Raw genomic sequence first — 18,245 nt, 5'->3', positions numbered from 1 at the left:
AAATACTGTTAAGAGTTCCTTACTTATAAACTTCACTATATTATCAGTTAAAACTCAATAATAAAATAGTATATTATTGGAATTGAGTTAACAATTATAGTATAATTAGCCATATGATGTAAGATATAAATAAGTTGATTTTTGATGAGGATATATGGGAGGATGCTATGAAAGAATATATAATTAATATTTTAATTATATTAGGAATTATATTGGGAGTGAAAGACTTAATAAGTGAGCTTAGAAAAATCAATGAACATAGAGTAATTATTACTAGGGGAAAAGTTAGGATTAATAGTGACATATTATATGGAATAATTGGAATATTGTTCATTATACTATTTATTCTAGAGTTTTTTATTTCTCAAAGAGATATGTCTATGGATATGGTGAAAGGAAATATAATAATTATAGTTATAGGCATCCCAAAATTAATAACAGGAATGAGAAATGAAATAAGAGATGATGGAATTTATATAAGAAAAGAGATTTATAAGTGGAATCAAATAGAAACATATCAGTGGGGTGATGAAGATAAAAGAGGAAATGGAAATATAATATTTTATATACCTAAATACCATGATAATTTTTATGATGCAGAAGTTAAACTTAAGGTAAATAAAAATGATAAAGAAAAATTGCAGAGTTTTTTAGATGGGATAGGGCTTAAAGTCAGCAAGACAGCTCCGTTATAAAAAATTAATTCATTAGTTAAAAGATAAAAGTGTGGCAAAATTACTTTAGCAGGTAGTTTTGCCGCACTTTTTAGATTACTTAAAAGAAATTAGTTTGATTAAAACTAATTTCCACCATAATTGCTAATTCTCCATTGCTTAAAGTTATGCATTGTGAATTGAAATACTCAAGGGTATAGTTATATTTAGCTATATATTAATCACTGCTGCCAAACCATAGCGTCCTTTTGTTGATATTCTCACTATATTCACTCATTTCATAGTTGTTTAATATCATACTAATCATATATGTATTATAAAAATTAATTTTGAAAACCTATTGACTTTTCATCTTTACAGAGCTACAATTTTAAACATACTAAACATATATGCATTATATGATTTGCAGATATACCAGTTCTAAAATTAATATATATGGAAATTATTGATATTTATTAGGTATAACAGCTGAAGCCATTGAATTCACAATTCATAAAGAAAGGGTTTATGCTAATTAATATTATGCAAACAATGGGTTATATTATATTTATAACTAAAGTGTAACATTAAATGGATTAACAGCATTTATAAATATAGGGTAAATATTATAATAAGGAGAAGGTGAAAAAATGAATGACACACTATTAATAATCTTAAACATAATAGTAATGGCTATTTTGATTGGATCGATATTTTGGATGCAAAAGAAGCACTATTCTTTTACTGCTAGAGTGCTTACAGGCTTAATAGTAGGAATTGTATATGGAGCAATACTTCAAATTATTTTTGGAGTGGAATCTCCAGTTATTGAGGGAGCTAACAACTGGTTCAATGTAATTGGAAGTGGATATGTAAGATTATTAAAAATGATAGTAATGCCACTTATATTTGTGTCAATTACTTGTGCTATAATTAATCAAAAGTCTAGTAATCTTGGAAAGCTTACGGGCACAATCCTAATTGTACTTTTACTTACTACAGCAGTATCCGCATTAGTGGGCGCAACTACAGCTAATACTTTTGGATTAAGTGTAGAAGGATTGCAAACAGGAGATACAGAGATCAAGAGAGGAGAAGAACTGGAAGAAAAATTAACTAATTTGCAGCAAAAGCCAGTTCAAGAACAAATTATAGATATAATTCCAACTAATCCTTTCTATTCTTTAACAGGGCAAGGTGATTCACCTACATTATCAGTAGTATTTTTTGCAGGATTTATTGGAATTGCAACATTAGGAATTAAAAAGAAACGATCTAAATCAGCAGAAATATTTATTGGATTTTTAAATGCATTACATGATGTGGTAATGCGTATGGTAACTTTAGTTTTAAGATTAACTCCTTTTGGGGTATTAGCTCTTATGACAACAATGGTTTCAACAAGTAAATTTTCACAAATTCTCGGACTTATGAAATTTGTAGTAGCTTCATATGTAGCTATATTAATAATGTTTATTGTACATTCTATTATCCTAATGATATTTAAGCTAAATCCTATCACCTATTTTAAAAAATCAGCGTCAGTACTTATCTTTGCTTTTACATCAAGAACTAGTGCTGGAGCATTGCCACTTAACATTAAGACTCAAGTGGATAAACTAGGAGTTTCAGAAGGGGTTGCAAATCTTTCAGCATCACTAGGTGTTAGTATAGGTCAAAATGGATGTGCAGGAATTTATCCAGCGATGCTTGCAGTAATGGTAGCACCAACACTAGGTATTAATCCAATGTCACCAGGATTTTTAGTGAAGTTGATACTTATAACTACACTAAGTTCTTTTGGAATAGCAGGTGTAGGTGGTGGTGCAACTTTTGCAGCATTAACTGTATTTTCAGCATTAGGTTTTCCAGTAGGATTAGTAGGATTATTAATTGCTATTGAACCATTAATAGATATGGCAAGAACGGCATTAAATGTAAGTGGTTCTATGGTAACAGGAGTAGTTTCAGGAAAGATTATGAAGGAATTAGATATGGAAATATATAATAACAAATCTATTGAAGAAACTAGCTAAAATTTTGCATTGGAGGAAGGCTTATGAAGATTATAATTATAGGTGGTGTGGCCGCAGGAATGAGTGCTGCATCAAAAGCTAAAAGAACAGATTCTGACTCTCAAATAGTGGTTTATGAAAAATCAGATATGGTTTCTTGGGGGGCTTGTGGATTGCCTTATTATGTAGGGGATTTTTATGAAGATCCCAATACCATGATAGCAAGACCATTAAATAAATTCATAGAGAGTGGAATTGATGTAAAAACAAAACATGAGGTTTTGAAAGTATACCCAGTAAGTAAAACTGTAACGGTAAAAGATTTATCTACAGGAAATATATTTGATGATAAATATGATGTGCTTATGGTTGCTACAGGAGCTAGTGCAATAATACCACCTATAGAAAATAAAAATTTAAAGAATGTATTTACTTTAAAAGAATTTAGTGATGGGATAGCTATAAAAGAAGTAGCTAAAAAGAATGAAATTAAGGATGTAATTATAATAGGTGCAGGTTTCATTGGTATTGAAACTGTAGAAGCCATGAAAAAACTAGGTAAGAATATAAGAGTAATTCAATTAGATTCTAGAGTTTTACCGGATACCTTTGATGAAGAGATTACTTCAATTATGGAAAAAGAATTATTAAATCATGGAGTAGAGCTTAATTTAAATGAGGTTGTTAAGGCTTTTAAAGGAACTGAAAAAGTAGAGGGAGTAATTACAGATAAGGGAAGCTATAAAGCAGATTTAGTAATAATATGTACAGGAGTAAGACCTAATACTGGTTTTTTGGAAACTACAGGAATTGAAATGCTCAGAAATGGAGCCTTAGTTATAGATGAATATGGTGAAACTAGTATAAAAGACATATATGCAGCAGGAGATTGTGCTAGCGTATATCATTTAATTAAAGAAGAAAATGTATATATACCACTTGCAACTACAGCAAATAAAATAGGAAGAATTGTTGGAGAAAATCTTGTAGGGAAGAGAGTTTCTTTTCAAGGGACCTTAGGTTCAGCAGCAATAAAGGTAATGGACTTAGAAGCGGGTAGAACAGGAATTTCTGAAGCAGATGCAAGCAAAATGAATATAAACTATAAAAAGGTATTTATACAGGATAAGAATCAAGCTAATTATTACCCGGGACAAAGTGATATTTATGTAAAGTTAATTTACCATGGTGAGACAAAGGTATTACTTGGAGGGCAAATTATTGGTGAAAAAGGTGCAGTGTTAAGGGTGGATGTATTAGCCTCTGCAATATTTAAAAAAATGACTACAGAGGAATTAGGTATGTTAGACTTATGTTATGCACCACCTTTTGCTAGAACTTGGGATGTATTAAATGTAGCTGCCAATGTGGCTAAGTAATTGTGTTTTAAAGATCTGTAATAAGATATGGAAAAATATAAAATAAAGGTGGAAATTTTTTTAGAATTTCCACCTTTATTTTATATTTTTTAAAAAGTTTCTATATAGTTTTATCTATGATTTTAAATTTTACATTTTAAAATTTATATTAACTCAAATATAAAAGTTTTATATGAATTACCAAATTTAAGTGATATGAGGTATAATTAAATGGAATATATTTCTAATAATTATTATAAGGAGGGATTAGAATGGGAAATAAACTAAAAAGTTTTTTTGCTGCACTTGGATATTTATTAATGGCATTTATTATCCAAGTGCTTGTGTCTGTAATTGGAGGAATGCTTATAGGACTTCAATATGCTTATAAACAAAGTTACAACATGGAACAACAAGGTATGACTAATGTAGTTAATGAAGTCGCAGGAAAATTGAATTATATATTATTAATATCTTCTATAGTAACAGTACTGATATTTTTAATAATATATGCAATTAGAAAGAAAAAACTAACTGAAGAAATACTTCTTAAAAAGACAAAACCTATGAACATAGTTATAGCAGTATTAATAGGTACAAGTGTATGGCTATTTAACTCTGGAATTTTAGTTTTGTTACAATTAAATGGACTGCTTATGGAACAATTCCAAGGAATGAATGAGATTTTAAACCCATTAACTGAAGGAAATTTATTTATTATGGTATTAACAATAGGAATAGTAGCGCCTTTTGCAGAAGAGTTTTTATTTAGAGGAGTTATATATAGAACTTTAAGTAAAAATATATCAATACCAGTTACAATAATTATTCAAGGAGTTTTATTTGGAATATATCATGGTAATCTTATTCAAGGTGTTTATGCTAGCCTACTAGGAATAATATTTGGATTTATAACATATAAAACACAATCTCTATGGCCAGCCATAATTGCTCATATGGCAAATAATACTATAGCTGTAATTATACCTACAGTAATGGGTGATATATTTAATACAACTAGTTGTATGATATTCGTTATTATAGGGTTAATTGGAACAATTATAACCATATTTTTTATCAATAAAAATAACCCTAAAGTTATTGAGGAAAATATGGGAATAAACCAATTCACAATTTAATTTAATTCAAAATTGAGGCTATTTCTCAGCAGAAGCTGAGGAATTTAGAACTGACATTCTTATTAATTAAGAATTAATAATGAAGAATGAAGAATTATGGAAACTTCTCTTTTGCAAGAGAAGTTTAAATTGATCTCTTTTTGAAGTTACGTAGTAACTTTTTATAAAAAACTATTAAAGAAATTAGTTTGATTAAAACTAATTTCCACCATAATAATTAATTCTTCATACTTAATTCTTAATTACTGTAGGTGTGGACGGTTCATTACAATTTATAAAATGAAAATTATTAAAAAAATGAAAGTGCATTAGAGTAGATTATAATATCTACTTTAATGCATTTTTTATTATAAAATATAGAGATCTTAAATCACACTACAAATAAGTATATTTTAATCAGCATTAAATAATAATACATTATGTATAGGATAAATAATGTATTGTAGCTAATTGTAGTAATAAAAAATATAAATATATTTTTCTTAAATAATTACTTGTAAAAATTAGTTATTCAACAACCTATAAATAACAAAACAAGGAGGAAAACATATGGAGAGCTTTATAAACGTTACGTCTGAAATTGGAAAACTCAATAAAGTAATGTTACATAGACCAGGAAATGAAATAGAAAATTTAGTTCCTGAACATCTAGAAAGATTACTTTTTGATGATATTCCATATTTAGAAATAGCTAAAAAGGAACATGACAGGTTTGCTGAAATATTAAGAGAAAATGGTGTAGAAGTACTATATTTAGAAAACTTAGCAGCAGAAGCTTTGGAAGATAAAAAAATAAAGGATGAATTTTTAAATCAATTTTTAAAAGAAAGTCATATTAATAATATGGATATATATGAGGCATTATATCAAGATTTAATTTCTCGCTCAACTAAAGATATGATTGATACCCTTATGGCTGGAGTAAGAAAAGAACAAGTACAAATAAAAACGAGACGTTCTTTAAGAGAACTTATGGAAGATAAATATCCATTTTATTTAGATCCTATGCCAAATTTATACTTTACAAGGGATCCAGCGGCGGCAGTAGGAAATGGACTAATAATCAACACGATGAAAACTTCAGCAAGAAGAAGAGAAACGCTGTTTATGAAATATATCCATAAATACCATAAAAATTTTAAACTTTCTGAAATTCCACTATGGTATGATAGAGGATTTCAAAGTAGTTCGGAAGGTGGGGATGAATTAGTATTGTCAGATAAAATCGTTGCTATAGGTTGTAGTGAGAGAACTTCACCAGAGGCAATTGAATTTATAGCGAAAAACTTATTTGATGCTAATACTTCTTTTGAAAAAGTATTAGTCTTTGAAATACCAGTACGTAGAGCATTTATGCACCTTGATACGGTATTTACTATGGTTGATTATGATAAGTTTACTATACATCCGGGAATAGAAGGACCACTGAATGTTTTTGAAATTACAAAAGGAAAGAATGGAAGATTAGATATTACTCATAATAAAAATACATTAGATAATGTCTTAAAAGATGCATTAAGCTTACCAGCTGTAGATTTAATAAGATGTGGAAATGGTGATGAAATAATATCTGCAAGAGAACAATGGAATGATGGCTCCAATACTTTGGCAATATCTCCAGGTAAAGTTCTAACTTATGAAAGAAACTATGTAACAAATGAGGCTTTAAGCAAACGTGGAGTTAATGTTATAACAATGCCAAGTTCAGAACTTTCAAGAGGTAGAGGCGGCCCAAGATGTATGAGTATGCCTTTAAATAGAAGTAACTTAGAGTAAAAGATACTTATATAAAAAATTTAGGAGGAAAAATTATGTTTAACTTAAGAAACAAACATTTTTTAACTTTAATGGATTTTACACCAAAGGAAATAAAATATTTTCTTGGCTTATCAAGAGATCTTAAAAGAGCAAAATATGCAGGAACAGAAGAACAAAAACTAAAAGGAAAAAATATAGTACTACTTTTTGAAAAAGATTCAACAAGAACAAGATGTGCCTTTGAAGTTGCAGCATATGATCAAGGTGCACATGTAACATATCTTGGACCAACAGGAAGCCAAATGGGTAAAAAAGAGTCAATAGCTGATACAGCAAGAGTACTTGGAAGAATGTATGACGGTATTGAATACAGGGGCTTTGGTCAAGAAATAATTGAAGAGTTAGCTAAGTATTCAGGAGTGCCAGTTTGGAATGGATTAACTAATGAGGATCATCCAACTCAAATTTTAGCAGACTTTTTAACAATAACTGAATACTTTGATAAACCATTAAATAAAGTTATATTTGTTTACAGTGGTGATGGAAGAAATAACATGGCAAATGCTCTAATGATTGGTGCAGCTAAGATGGGTATGGATTTTAGAATTGTATCTCCAAAGAGTCTATTCCCAGAAGAACATCTAGTATCTAGATGTGAAGAAATAGCAAAAGAAACTAATGCTAAAATTACTATAACAGATAATATCGACGAAGGCGTTAAAGGTGCAGATGTTATCTATACTGATGTTTGGGTATCTATGGGAGAAGCACCAGAGGTTTGGGAAGAAAGAATAAAATTATTACAGCCATATCAAGTAAATATGGAAATGCTAAATAAGACAGGTAATGAAAATGTTAAGTTCATGCACTGTTTACCATCATTTCATGATTTAAAAACTACTGTAGGAAAAGAGATAAACGAAAAATTTGGCTTAGAAGCTATGGAAGCTACAGATGAAGTTTTCGAAAGTAAGCATTCAATAGTATTTGATGAGGCTGAAAACAGAATGCATACTATTAAAGCAGTAATGGTTGCTACATTGGGTCAATAAATTAAAACATATAGATATATAGGGTTCGTTAATGAAAGTTTAACTTACGCATGATTTTAATTCCCATAATAAAATTTTTACCATGAATGCAAATTAAGAATGAATAATGAAGAATTATGAAAATTTCTCAGCAAAAGCTGAGAAATTTAGAATTATTTATTTTAAAAGTGGCGATGTCATCTTTCTTAAAAAATCTATTCTAAGAAATTAGTTTATTAGAACTAATTTCTACCTTAATTCGTATTGTCCATTGTCAATTCTCCATTGATTAAACTGTAGGGGGGAACAGTGCTCTCCAGAAAAGCCAAATCATATTTATATAATTATGGTGATAGTATTTGATTGTACTATATATGCAAAGAACTGACGGATAATGTTCCACCCCTACAATATAATTGGTAGTAAAAAATCAGTTAAAGAAATTAATTCACAAAGAATTAGCTTCAATTACAACAAAATTTTTTTCTATGAATTAAAAATTGGCAATGAAAAATATGAAGTATGGTAAAAACTCCATGGTCAAAACTTTTGGAGCTTTTTAAAAATAATAAGACTAAAGAAAAGGAGCAAAACAAATGGATGGTGATAAAAAGTTAGGATTATCGTTATTAGTTGCTCTTGGAGTAGGCTCAATGATTGGTGGGGGAATATTTAACAGTCCTACTGATCTTATTAGTAATACAAATCCACAAGCAGTGTTATTATCCTGGACTATTGGTGGTATTGGAGTTATATTTTTAGCTTTAGTATTTCAATTACTTGCGAATAAAAGACCAAAGCTTATAGGAGGAATTTTTACTTATGCTAAGGAAGGGTTTGGTGACTTTACAGGTTTCAATTCAGCTTGGGGATATTGGCTAAGTGCATGGCTTGGAAATGTTGCTTTTTTTATTCTTATGTTTAAAACCTTAAATAGTTTAATTGGTGAAATGAGGCCTATAGTATCATTTCTAATAGCATCTTTAATACTTTGGGCAGTACATTGGATTCAGTTAAGAGGAACTAAAAGTGCAGGTATAATAAATGCAATAGCAACAGTTGCAAAAGTAATTCCACTATTATTAGTGATTATCTTAGGAGTTACTGTATTTGATTTAAAAATATTTAATGTAGAAAATTGGAAATCAATACTTGTTGCTACCGGTGAGCAAACAAACTTATTTAAACAAGTTAATAGTGCAATGGGGATTATCTTATGGTGTTTTATTGGAGTAGAGGCTGCTACTGTATTATCAGAAAAAGCTAAATCATCTAAAATTGTTGGAGCTGCAACAATTTTAAGCTTAATTATAACACTAGCTTTATATATGCTTGTTTCCGTAGTATCAATGGGGGTAGTTCCAGGAGAAATACTTTTAAATTCACAAACCCCACTTGCCGATGTGCTAGGAAGAACGGTAATAGGTAGATCAGGGCCAGTAATAGTTAAATTAGGACTAATTATTTCTCTATTAGGCTGTTTAATTAGTTGGGTGATGCTTGCAGCAGAAATTCCCTATGTCGCTGCAAAAGGTGGAACAATACCAAAATGGTTTATGAAACAAAATAAAAATGGAGCACCTTCAAATTCATTATTATTAACAGACATATTAATTCAAATTTTTTTACTATCACTGCTTTTACCAGCACTTCAAACAGCATATAATAATGTATTTTTAATTGCTACTACTTGTATATTAATTCCATATTTACTTTCAAGCTTATATGCTATTAAAGTTTCAAAAGAAGATAAATTAGGATATAAAGATATGATTATATCAATAGCTTCCTCAGCCTATTCTTTATATGTAATTTTTGCAGTAGGACTACAGTATTTAGGCGCGGCGCTAATAATGTATGCATTAGGAACAGGTATTTATGTAAAAGCTAAAAAGGAAAAAAATAAAGAAATTACTTCAAAAGAAAAAGGAGCAATGGGGATAATAATATTATTAGCAATATTTATGATAGTAATGATTGGAACAGGAAAAATAAAGTTATACTAGAGTATTTATAAAGAAAGGAGAATTATAAATGTCAAGAATAGTAATAGCACTTGGAGGAAATGCACTTCAAGCCAATCCAAAAGATACTACAGCAGAGGCACAACTAATAACAGCAAAAGAAACTTCACAGGCTATTGTAGATTTAATACAAGAAGGGCATGAGGTAATTGTAGCACATGGTAATGGGCCTCAAGTAGGTCAAATTGTAGCTACTTATGAAATTGCAGCATATGTAAATGAAAATAATCCAATAATGCCTTTCCCAGAATGCGGAGCGATGAGTCAAGGATATATTGGATACCATCTTCAACAGGCTATAAGAGAAGAACTTAAAAAGAGAAGTATAAATAAAGAAGTTGCAACAGTTATAACTCAAGTTATAGTTGATAAGAATGATGAAGGATTTAAAAATCCTACCAAACCAGTAGGTTCATTTTTTACAGAAGAGCAAGCGCAAAAATTAATACAAGAAAAAGGATATGCAATGAAAGAAGATTCTAATAGAGGATGGAGAAGAGTAGTGCCTTCACCTATGCCGGTATCTGTAGTTGAAGAACCGATTATTAGAACTTTAGTTGATGCAGGCCATGTTGTCATTACTGTTGGTGGCGGTGGTATACCAGTAATAGATAAAGGAAACGGAATTCTTGAAGGCGTACCAGCAGTAATTGATAAAGACTTTGCATCTTGTAAAATCGCACAGCTATTAAATGCTGATACATTTATTGTATTAACAGCTGTAGAGCAAGTAGCTATTAATTTCGGAAAGTCAGATCAAAAGAATCTTTCAAATTTAACATTAAGTGATGCAGAAAAATATATACAAGAAGGGCATTTTGCGCCAGGTTCAATGCTTCCTAAAGTAAAAGCAGCTATGAATTTTGTAGAATCAAAAGAAGGTAGAAAAGCAATTATAACTTCTCTTGAAAAAGCAAAAGAAGCTATTAATGGATTAACAGGAACAACAATAGTAAAATAAATTTTATAGTACATAAATGAAAGTATAGTTAATTTAATATGTAACTATACTTTTATTATTGTTGCAAAATTTCTATTCTTAATTGACTGATTGTAAGGCCTAACAGTATTCTTCAGAAAATCAAATCAGATTCATATAATTATGGTAGTAGTATTTGATGATACTATATATACAAAAAACTAGCAATAAAATTGCTAGTTTAAAATCTATTAAAGAAATTAGTTTGACTAAAACTAATTTCCACCTTAATTCTCAATTGTCCATTGTCAATTTTCAATTGACTAAGCTTTTACTTCAAAGTTCACACACCTTTTATAAATTTCTTCATGAACCAAGGCTTTGATGCGAGTTCCTTCTTCAATGTAGTCTTCATTAATGATACTGGAATTTTCATGAAGCATTGAAACTAGTTCTTGCTCACTATAAGGTATAATAAAATCTTTTTCTACCAATTTAATTGGAATCTCTTTACCTATCATGTGAAGCAAATCATTTAAATTTATTTCTTCTATGGCACTAATTTCTATTATTTTTTCATCTTTTAAGAAGTCTTTTAACTCTTTTAAATTTTTATCAGAAGCTTTATCAATTTTATTTAAAACAATTATAGTGTTTTTATTTTTAGCATTAAGTTCATTAAGAACCATGGTTACTGATTTTATTTGTTTTATTGCCTCTTTATTTGATCCATCTACTACATGCAAGAGTAAATCAGCTTCAATTACTTCTTCTAAGGTTGATTTAAATGCTTCAACAAGTTCGTGAGGAAGTTTACTAATAAAACCAACAGTATCAGAAAGAGTAATTTTTCTGTTATCACTTAATGTTATAGCTCTAACAGTAGTGTCTAATGTTGCAAAAAGCATATCAGCTTCTAGAACATCTTTTTTATTTATAATATTAGAAGCAGCAATTTTACATATTTTATTTCTTAAAGTTGATTTACCTGCATTAGTATATCCTACAATAGCGACTTTACTAATATTATTTTTAGATCTCTTTACTTTTTGAATAGCTCTTTGATTTATTATTTTAGATAGTTCATTTTTTATTTCCTCTATTCTACTTTCAATGTGCCTTTTGTCAGTTTCAAGTTTTCTCTCTCCAGGTCCTTTTGAGCCAACACCACCTTTTACTCCAACACCACCTTTAATTCTTGCAAGATTTGCATTTGCATTCCTTAATCTAGAAAGTTTATGAGTAAGCATAGTCAGCTCAACTTGCAATATACTTTCTTTGCTCTTAGCACGCCTTGCAAAGATATCTAGAATTAAGGTTGTTCTATCTATTACTTTGCATTTAATAGCTTCTTCTAAATTTCTAATTTGAGAACCTGATAGCTCATCATCAAATATTACTACATTAGCATTTTTAAGCTGTCTTAAATGCGCTATTTCTTGAACTTTACCTTGTCCTGCATAATAAGCAGAATGCACTTTGTTCTTCTTTTGAAGTATTTTGTATATAGGAACAACATTGCAAGCTTTGGCAAGGTTACTAAGTTCTTCAAGACTTTCTTCACTATCAGTTCCCACTAAAATAGCTCTTTCAACATCATTTTCACATTGCACTACATCACCAATTATTTTATCAATATAATCTATATTATCTTTAAAGTTTAATTGTAATGAATCTTCTAGACTTAGATTTTCAAGTTCTCTAAAGGTTAGGCTATTATTATAAACATCGCAGAAGCCTATATTTATATTGGCATCTTCTATATTTTCTTTAACTCCAATGGCAACAATAGTATCTAATTTTAAATCTACTAAGGCCGAAATGTCCATTGAAGATAGCTTACTGTCACCAGTAGGATGAGTATGAATTACCCTAAATCCACTTAGCTTTTTATTTGCAACATTTATATGTGGTATTTCAACATTATTAATTTCACCAACTGAAATTGCAGTAATTTTTCCACGTCTATTAATAACCACACATATTTCTTTTTTTATAATTTTACTAATTTCATTGATTTTTTCTACCAATTCATAAGAAAAAATGCTGTGACTATCTATTGTAAGTTCATATAAACCCTCTAGCTTTTCAAGTATTATTTTTTTTATTCCATTAATATTTCCTGTTATCATATAATTTCCTCCAATTAAATATCTATTATAATAATATTTTAAAATTTCTTTCTATCTATAAAAATCTTAACCTCATTTTTTGCCTCCTATTAAAAATTTGAATTTTACTACTGACTGCAGTATTTTTATTTTAGGCTCATTTTTAAACCCTCCTAAGATAATTTTGTGTTACCTATTTTCAAGTCATAAGCGTTCTTAGCGATAATGATTTATTATATCTAAGGCTAAAAAGAGCTTATTAATAATCTTATTATTACTTAACTTAAATTTGCTAATAGAAAGTGTTAGCAATAATAGATATAGAATAAATATATAAAAGCCGCAGAAACAATGGAAACTCTAAAAGTATTCCATTGCACTGCGGCTAAAATATTGATAAAGTGATTCTTATCTTCATATAGAGTTAACTTAGGAGTAATACTGTACTCTAATAGAAGATTAAAAGAAGTTATCCATTGGTTATCTACTTGCTGTAAAAGAAGTAGTATTAACAGCAATAGACATAGGATAAAATCACAAATTAAAAAACCGCAGATTTTCTCTGCGGTAAGTATATACAAATTTAAATAGATATACGGTGATTTTTACTTTCACTGTAGTTTGAATTACTTTCATTGAACTTAGAAAAATTTATTTAGAGTAGTATTACTGATTATCTTAACTTACATAGGATAGTATATCAGTAGTTTGGTCACCGAATAAAACTGAAAAAGTAATTCACATTAATATCTATAGAATATAATAAAACCGCAGATATGAAGTCTGCGGTCAAAATTTTATACACATAAATAATACAAGATATTATTAAATCTTAACATAAATAATTTACTGACAGCAGACTGTATATATTGTTGTTTAGGGATTTTTTAATTCTATCTTTGTAAATTAACATTTTACAGCCTCCTTTCAGAATTTTTAGTATATTTTATATTATTATTCTAAACTAAATTTAGTCAATTGTAAATACTTTTTCTAGAATAATAAGGAAATTGCATTTTAATTTCCTTATTATTTTAGAAAATACATTAAGTTATAAATTAAAAGACAGAAGTAAAAAGATTATATTTATTTTATATTTAATAACTTTCTCTAATTTCTAATCTGAGATCTATTAGCTCATCATGGAATATTACTGTATTTGTGTTCTAAATATGCTATTTCTTGCCCTTTATTTTGATTTTTGTAGTAATCAGAATATATTTAATTTTCTTTGAAGTATTATAAGGCTTATTGAAAAAGATGTTTTGAATTAATCATAGAGAATTTCAAATATCAATAATATGCAAAATATTAATTACTAGTAATGCAATTCTATATAAAATTTAACGTTCATTACTTAAAATTTAACGATTATTACTTTAATGTATTTTTAAAAATAAAATGTGATATTATGTAATAAATTATATTTAATGTAATTAAGGAGGAATATTTATGAAAAGCAAAAAAATTATGTCAAGTGTAGGAGTAGCGTTAAGTATTGTTTTAATGTCAAGTTTTCCATGCTTTGCACAGGAAAATATATTAAACGACGACAATCAAAATAATAATATTGCTACTATGGTTTCTGAGGTAGGAGACTCACAAACAATTATAAGTGAAGTGTTAACTTTTGATGAAATCGTTCAAAAAATAGCTAAGGATAATAATATCACGTTAAGTGAATCAGCTCGTCAAGTTGAATCAAATTTTTCTACAGAACCAGGATTGAAGAAACAATCTATGGTGGCTAGAGCAGCGACATATCGAACAATAACTAATACTTTTGAGGTTGATTCAACATATAAGCCTTCTGTAGAATTTTATTGTCAAACAGATGAGTGGCAAGGGAGTAGTTTTAGATCAATAGAAAAAATACTGAATATAGATATGAATAGAAATTATAGAGGCATAAGCAAAGGCTTTGATGGAACTGTTTATGCTAATCTAGAAGCTCCAAATAAAATATACTGGATTGTAAATGGAAATTTTTACAATAATGCTACAACTACTGTAAATGGTGGAGTTGACATTAAACTTGGAGAGAATTCTACAGTAAAATTCGGAATATCAAATACGAGCAACTTTTTTAAATATGCTTATAAAAAAGGTTATGCATACCTTTAAATTTAACAAGTGATAAATTATCAAGCTAAGTGCAACACTTAGCTTGTTCTTCGTTAAAAATTTCTAATGATATTGTATAACTAAAATATATTTTAGTTTATTTTTTAAAATATTTTCTATACTAATTTTTGATACAATCTATTACAGTTTAAATGCTCTACTATAACAACAGAGTTCATTTATAGTAATAGATTTATAACTCAAACAATTACGTCTTTTAAAGCAGTTTTCTAATCAATTATTACTTTAACATGAACGTGTCAGTAAGGGTTATTTTTTGTAATCAAATAGCATTACGCTTGGTATTTGTGATTTATCATGTTTTAAATAAAGGTTTTATTTAAAACTATATTGATAAAGAATTTAGAGCAGTTTTCTTTATTGAATGTATCCATTTTGATACATTACTGAAAATTTTTTAATATCCGAGAACCATAATAAAGAACTTGATGTCAGATTTAAAGAATTAAGAAAAATATAAAGGAATATTTCTATTTTTTCCTGCAGCTGAAAAGAGATTTTTAGAATTCTAACTTAGGGGAAATTGAACATTTATATGAATTTAAGATGTGTTAAGCTTATCTATAATAAAGAAAATATGAAATATTCATCGAATGTCAAAGGAGCATAAAAAAGGGTACACACTATTTAAAAACAGAGAATTTGTGGAGAATGTTTTAAACTGAGTGTAAATTAAATTTTATCATAGTGCATATATAAACTATGAAGCTTAATTGACACTAAAATAGCTACAAAATTTAATATGTAGCTATTTTTTTAGTTAAATCATTGAAGTTAATAATGAAGAATCTAGGGACATCTTTTTACAAGATGATTTGATTATAAATTTCTAGCAATATACAATATTATACATATTTATGATATAATAGTAGTATAGTTAAGGAGAAATATGTGTAATATGGAAAAATATATAATAATATTAGGCTCTATTATATTAATATATATTTCTATAATAAATTTAATTTCATTCAGTTTTAAAATGAAAGAAATTGTATTAATAATAGTTTTAATAGAGGTTAGTTCATCTTTTTTAATAGATTTAAGCGAGTTTTTAATAATATTTCCTACTATAATAATTTCAAATATATATATATATATTAAAAGCAAAAATATATGTGAGAGCATTTTAATTCCTATAATTTCAGTACTTATAGCTGTAATTATAGATTATTTAATTAGTAATATATATATATTAATCTTTGGAGGCAGTACATCAATAATAAGGAGTAATATTAAGTTGTATTGGGGATTTATGAGTATTTCATATGTCTTAGTATACTTAGTAAGTCGATTTATTGGATTTATATTTAATAAAAAAATTAAAATACACAAATTAAAGGTTAGAGGAAAAGTTTCTTTATTAATAATTATAAGCTTAATATTGACGCTTATAATATTTTATGTAAATATAATTTTTGAATCTAGCAATATCTTAGAAAATGAAATTATAAAAATAAATGGAATATTATTTATTATTTATTTTGCATTGCTAATGGTAGTAATGTACATATTATTTAAGAGTGTTACAAAAGAGCTAGAAATTAAAAATAAACAAATGCAATTTGAAAGTTTAAAGGAATATACAAATAATTTAGAAAAGTTATATTCTAATATAAGAGTTTTTAAGCATGATTATATAAATATGTTATCTTCTATGATTGGATATATACAAAATAAGGATATAGATGGGATTGAAAAAATTTTTAATGAAAAAATATTGCCGTTAAGTAAAGAGATGGACTGTGATAATTTTAAATTAGGAACACTTAAAAATATAAGAATCCCAGAAATTAAAGGAATATTTTCATCTAAACTTATAAGAGCACAAGAATTAGGAATCGATGTATTTGTCGATATTATAGAACCTATTGAAAGTTTAAATATGGATATTATAGATATTAGTAAATCAATAGGTATACTTCTTGATAATGCCATTGAAGCAGTTGAAAAATGCAACAAGTCTTTCCTAAAAGTAGGTATTATAAATAAAAGTACGTCTGTTTTAATAGTAATAATAAATAATTATTCTGGAAAAGTACATATATCTAAGATTTATGAGAAAGGATTTTCTACAAAAGATAATAATAGAGGATTAGGGCTTAGCATTTTAAGAGAAATTATAGGAAAATATAATAATGTATCATTAGATACATTATTAGAGAATGGAGAATTTAAACAGCTTCTTGAGATTAATAATGATATATCTTAAAAATTATAATTAATTAATTTATTAAGATATCCGTGTTAACTATAATCTAGTAATAATATAACTTACTAGAAAAAATCTTATATAAAAAATAATATTAAGTGCATTTTTTACTAATTATTTTCTTTTATATGATTAAGTATTAATAAGGAGGTAATTATGCTTAATTTATTTATATGTGAAGATAATATAGAACAAAGAGAAAAATTTGTTAAAATAATTCAAGATATTATCCTAATAGAAAACTTTGATATGAAGTTAGTATTATCTACTGAGGATCCAAATCAAATTTTAAATCATATAAGTAGAAGTAATGTATGTGGATTATATTTTTTAGATATAGATCTAAAATTAGATATAAACGGTATAGAACTAGCAAGTGAGATAAGAAAATATGATCCAAGAGGGTTTATTGTATTTATAACCACTCATTCAGAAATGAGTTATCTAACTTTTTTATATAAAGTAGAAGCTATGGATTATATAATAAAAAATAATTATGACGATATAAGGGAAAAATTCCATCAATGTGTAATAGATGCAAATACCAAATATTCTGCTAAAACAACAGATATTCAAAAAATTTTCAGTATTAAAGTAAATGATAAAATTATAAATATAGAATTAAACAAAATACTATTTTTTGAGACATCATCTACAATACATAAAATAATAGTACATGCTATAGATAGACGTGTAGAGTTTTATGGAAAAATGAAAGATATAGAACAAAAATTAGATAGTAACTTTTATAGATGTCATAAATCCTACATAGTTAATAAAAATAATATAAAAGAAATTGATATAAAAAACAAAAGAATTTATATGGTAAATGAAGAAGAATGCGAAATATCAACAAGACTATTAAAAGGATTAAAAAATTAAA

At 27.6% G+C, this 18,245-nt stretch carries 12 protein-coding genes; 11 read left to right on the top strand and 1 reads right to left on the bottom strand.

Annotation, left to right across the window (positions count from 1 at the left end; genetic code table 11):
• Positions 1-167 precede the first annotated feature (167 nt).
• The 8 genes from ACWPW7_RS21325 to arcC all read left to right on the top strand — a co-directional run bounded on the left by ACWPW7_RS21325 (position 168) and on the right by arcC (position 10,939).
• Positions 168-695, top strand: coding sequence for a DUF5673 domain-containing protein (locus ACWPW7_RS21325; RefSeq protein ID WP_454055188.1), 528 nt, complete (start codon positions 168-170; stop codon positions 693-695).
• A gap of 608 nt (positions 696-1,303) precedes the next feature.
• Complete coding sequence (locus tag ACWPW7_RS21320; RefSeq protein WP_454055187.1) at positions 1,304-2,689, top strand: L-cystine transporter; 1,386 nt, start codon at positions 1,304-1,306, stop codon at positions 2,687-2,689.
• Between the two features lie 23 nt (positions 2,690-2,712).
• Entirely contained in the window at positions 2,713-4,047 is a 1,335-nt protein-coding gene (locus ACWPW7_RS21315) for a CoA-disulfide reductase (RefSeq protein WP_454055186.1), read from the top strand.
• Between the two features lie 251 nt (positions 4,048-4,298).
• Positions 4,299-5,165 (top strand): CPBP family intramembrane glutamic endopeptidase, encoded by an 867-nt coding sequence (locus tag ACWPW7_RS21310; protein ID WP_454055185.1) that lies wholly within the window; start codon positions 4,299-4,301, stop codon positions 5,163-5,165.
• A 549-nt stretch (positions 5,166-5,714) separates the two neighbouring features.
• Entirely contained in the window at positions 5,715-6,941 is a 1,227-nt protein-coding gene (gene arcA, locus ACWPW7_RS21305; protein WP_454055184.1) for an arginine deiminase, read from the top strand.
• A gap of 35 nt (positions 6,942-6,976) precedes the next feature.
• The gene (gene argF / locus ACWPW7_RS21300) at positions 6,977-7,975 is read left to right on the top strand and encodes an ornithine carbamoyltransferase (RefSeq protein ID WP_454055183.1); all 999 of its coding nucleotides are present in this window, start codon (positions 6,977-6,979) and stop codon (positions 7,973-7,975) included.
• Between the two features lie 575 nt (positions 7,976-8,550).
• Entirely contained in the window at positions 8,551-9,960 is a 1,410-nt protein-coding gene (locus ACWPW7_RS21295; protein WP_454055182.1) for a basic amino acid/polyamine antiporter, read from the top strand.
• Positions 9,961-9,988: 28 nt separating this feature from the next.
• The gene (gene arcC / locus ACWPW7_RS21290; RefSeq protein ID WP_454055181.1) at positions 9,989-10,939 is read left to right on the top strand and encodes a carbamate kinase; all 951 of its coding nucleotides are present in this window, start codon (positions 9,989-9,991) and stop codon (positions 10,937-10,939) included.
• Between the two features lie 281 nt (positions 10,940-11,220).
• Here arcC and hflX read toward each other — a convergent pair whose 3' ends face one another.
• The gene (gene hflX, locus ACWPW7_RS21285; protein WP_454055180.1) at positions 11,221-13,029 is read right to left on the bottom strand and encodes a GTPase HflX; all 1,809 of its coding nucleotides are present in this window, start codon (positions 13,027-13,029) and stop codon (positions 11,221-11,223) included.
• A 1,431-nt stretch (positions 13,030-14,460) separates the two neighbouring features.
• Between hflX and ACWPW7_RS21280 the strand changes: the two genes are divergently transcribed.
• From ACWPW7_RS21280 to ACWPW7_RS21270, 3 genes are all read left to right on the top strand, one after another.
• Positions 14,461-15,132, top strand: a complete 672-nt coding sequence (locus ACWPW7_RS21280; protein ID WP_454055179.1) for a hypothetical protein — start codon at positions 14,461-14,463, stop codon at positions 15,130-15,132.
• A gap of 919 nt (positions 15,133-16,051) precedes the next feature.
• Entirely contained in the window at positions 16,052-17,362 is a 1,311-nt protein-coding gene (locus tag ACWPW7_RS21275; RefSeq protein ID WP_454055178.1) for a sensor histidine kinase, read from the top strand.
• Positions 17,363-17,518: 156 nt separating this feature from the next.
• Entirely contained in the window at positions 17,519-18,244 is a 726-nt protein-coding gene (locus tag ACWPW7_RS21270; protein ID WP_454055177.1) for a LytR/AlgR family response regulator transcription factor, read from the top strand.
• Position 18,245 lies beyond the last annotated feature (1 nt).

The sequence above is a fragment of the Clostridium sp. Marseille-Q7071 genome (assembly GCF_965112025.1).
Note: the sequence above shows the minus strand (reverse complement) of the source record. Positions and strands in the feature narration are given on the sequence as shown.

Excerpts from the sequence above, each read along its gene's own strand:
- ACWPW7_RS21325 (WP_454055188.1), top strand. The coding sequence starts at position 168 with ATGAAAGAATATATAATTAATATTTTAATTATATTAGGAATTATATTG.
- ACWPW7_RS21320 (WP_454055187.1), top strand. The coding sequence starts at position 1,304 with ATGAATGACACACTATTAATAATCTTAAACATAATAGTAATGGCTATT.
- ACWPW7_RS21315 (WP_454055186.1), top strand. The coding sequence starts at position 2,713 with ATGAAGATTATAATTATAGGTGGTGTGGCCGCAGGAATGAGTGCTGCA.
- ACWPW7_RS21310 (WP_454055185.1), top strand. The coding sequence starts at position 4,299 with ATGGGAAATAAACTAAAAAGTTTTTTTGCTGCACTTGGATATTTATTA.
- arcA (WP_454055184.1), top strand. The coding sequence starts at position 5,715 with ATGGAGAGCTTTATAAACGTTACGTCTGAAATTGGAAAACTCAATAAA.
- argF (WP_454055183.1), top strand. The coding sequence starts at position 6,977 with ATGTTTAACTTAAGAAACAAACATTTTTTAACTTTAATGGATTTTACA.
- ACWPW7_RS21295 (WP_454055182.1), top strand. The coding sequence starts at position 8,551 with ATGGATGGTGATAAAAAGTTAGGATTATCGTTATTAGTTGCTCTTGGA.
- arcC (WP_454055181.1), top strand. The coding sequence starts at position 9,989 with ATGTCAAGAATAGTAATAGCACTTGGAGGAAATGCACTTCAAGCCAAT.
- hflX (WP_454055180.1), bottom strand. The coding sequence starts at position 13,029 with ATGATAACAGGAAATATTAATGGAATAAAAAAAATAATACTTGAAAAG.
- ACWPW7_RS21280 (WP_454055179.1), top strand. The coding sequence starts at position 14,461 with ATGAAAAGCAAAAAAATTATGTCAAGTGTAGGAGTAGCGTTAAGTATT.
- ACWPW7_RS21275 (WP_454055178.1), top strand. The coding sequence starts at position 16,052 with ATGGAAAAATATATAATAATATTAGGCTCTATTATATTAATATATATT.
- ACWPW7_RS21270 (WP_454055177.1), top strand. The coding sequence starts at position 17,519 with ATGCTTAATTTATTTATATGTGAAGATAATATAGAACAAAGAGAAAAA.